Origin of the sequence: Actinophytocola sp. (assembly GCF_050699935.1) — a bacterium.
Taxonomy (GTDB): Bacteria; Actinomycetota; Actinomycetes; order Mycobacteriales; family Pseudonocardiaceae; genus Actinophytocola.
The window spans coordinates 1-2,297 of sequence record NZ_JBOHGB010000295.1 but is presented as its reverse complement, the minus strand read 5'-3'; the positions used below and the strand labels follow the sequence as shown (position 1 = coordinate 2,297).

Here is a 2,297-nt window from a genome sequence, read left to right as displayed (position 1 = left end):
GGTCAGGAGGTCGCGGCGGTGGCGGCACAGACCCGCGCGCAGGCGGAGGCGGCCTGCCGGGCGATCCGGGTGCGCTACCGCCGCCGGGCCGCCCCGCTGACCGTCGCGGCCGCCCGCGCACGGGGCGCGCGCCGCCTGCACGAGCGGACCACCGCCGAGCCCAACGTGTCGATGCTGCTGGCCACCGACTGGGGCGAACCGGACGCGGGCATCGCCGCCGCCGCGGTGTCGGTGCGCGGCGGCTTCGTCTACCCGAGCGTCGCGCACGCCTGCATGGAGCCGAGCGTCACGCTCGCCCGGTGGGACCCCGACCGCGAGCTCGTCGAGCTGTGGACCTCCACCCAGGCGCCGTGGTTCGCGGTCAAGGAGGTCTCGCACCTGCTCGGCCTGCGCCACGAGCAGGTGGTGTGCCGGGAGGTCGCGGTCGGCGGCGGCTTCGGGCAGAAGTCCAAGGCGGCCGAGCACGAGGTGCTGGCCGCGGCGTTGGCGAGGGCCGCCGGGCAGCCGGTGCTCGTCGAGCTGAGCCGCGAGGAGGAGTTCGCCGCCAACAAGCCGCGGCACCGCTTCGAGACCAACCTGACCACCTGGGCCGACGCCGACGGCGTGATCCGCGCGCTGGACGCCGACATCGCGGTGGACAACGGGTCCTACAACCACATGGGCACCTCGGTCATGCGGGTCGGCGTGATCACGCTCGGCTCGATGTACCGGCCCGACGGGGTGCGCTTCGCCGCGCGCCTGGTGGACACCGCGACCCAGCCCGGGGGCCAGTACCGCGGCTACGGCACCCCGCAGGTGTCATTGGCCATGGAGTCCCAAGTGGACGAGATCGCCGAGCGGCTGGGCATGGACCCGATCGCGTTGCGGCTGGGCAACCTCGGCCCCGAGCACGCCACCACGCTCGCCGGCTACCGGGTCACGACCTCGCGCCTCGGTGACTGCCTGGCGGCCGTCCGCGACGGGCTGGACTGGGACCGCGCCCGCGCCGACCGTCCACGGGGGACGGTCGCGGCGGGCTGGGGCGTGGCGGCCGGGATGCACGGCAGCGGCGCCTACGCCTACGAGTTCGCCAACCGCAGCGACGCGGCGATCGACCTGTTCGCCGACGGCCACGTCCGGGTCCGGCACGGCAGCGCCGACGCCGGCACGGGACAGAACACGATCCTCGCCCAGATCGCGGGCCACGAGCTCGGCGTGGACCTCGCCGACGTCGAGGTGACATCCATGGACAGCGAGCGGACCCCGTTCGAGCTGGGCGCGTGGTCCTCTCGCGGCACGCACATGACCGGCTCGTCGGTCGGCCAGACCGCCCGGGAGCTGGCGGAGCGGCTGCGCGGGATCGCCGCGGGGAAGCTCGGCGCGGCACCGGAGGACGTGCGCCTGCGCGGCGGCCGCGCGGAAGTCGGCACCGGAGCCGGCACCGACGCGGTCGACCTCGGTGACCTGGTGGGCCTGTCCGGCGAGGCGCGCGACGACGTGCTGCACCACGAGTCGAGCTACCTGCTCGACACGACGGAGATGCTCACCCCGGACCGGAGCACCGCGAACCTCTCCCCCACCTACGCCTTCGCCGCGCACGGCGCCGCGGTCGAGGTCGACACGCGCACCGGCAAGGTCCGGGTGGTCGACTACGTGGCCGCGCACGACGTCGGCCGCGCGATCAACCCGACCGCGGTGCGCGGCCAGATCGTCGGCGGTGCCGCGATGGGGCTGGGCGCCGCGCTTGGCGAGCACCTCGTGCGCGAGGGCGGCCGGGTGGTCAACAGCAGCTACCTGCACTACGCCATGCCGCGCAACGCCGACCTGCCCGCGATCCGCGCGGTGATCGTGGACGGCCACGACGAGGCGGGGCCCTACGGGGCGAAGAGCGTGGGCGAGATGTCGATCATCCCGCCCGGCGCGGCGGTGGCCAACGCGGTGTACGACGCGATCGGGGTTCGGTTCCGGGAGCTCCCGATCACGCCGGACAAGGTGCTCACGGCCCTCGCCGAGCGGGACGGGCGGCGTCGGCGTCACCGCCTGTGGCGTCGGCCGGACCGCTGGTGGGTCGCGCTGGTCAGGTGGGCCTACCCGCGCGGGCTGCACTGGTTCCTCGACGGCGTGGGCACCCGGGTCGGGCCGGCCGCCCGGGCGCGGCACGCCGCCGAGCCGGCCGAGCCGGTCGTACACGCGCCGCGGGACCTGGCCGAGGCGGTCGGGCTGCGCGGCGGCGGTGCCCAGGTGCTCGGCGGCGCCACCGACGCACCCGTCGAACGGCGCCGCGAGCCCGCCCCCGCCCCGGTGCTGGTGTCCGTGGC

General features: G+C 75.8%; 1 protein-coding gene. It reads left to right on the top strand.

The genetic code is table 11. From position 1 onward, the window contains the following. Positions 1-18: 18 nt before the first annotated feature. A partial coding sequence (locus ACRDTB_RS38035; RefSeq protein WP_431437130.1) for a xanthine dehydrogenase family protein molybdopterin-binding subunit occupies positions 19-2,297 on the top strand: 2,279 nt, incomplete at its 3' end.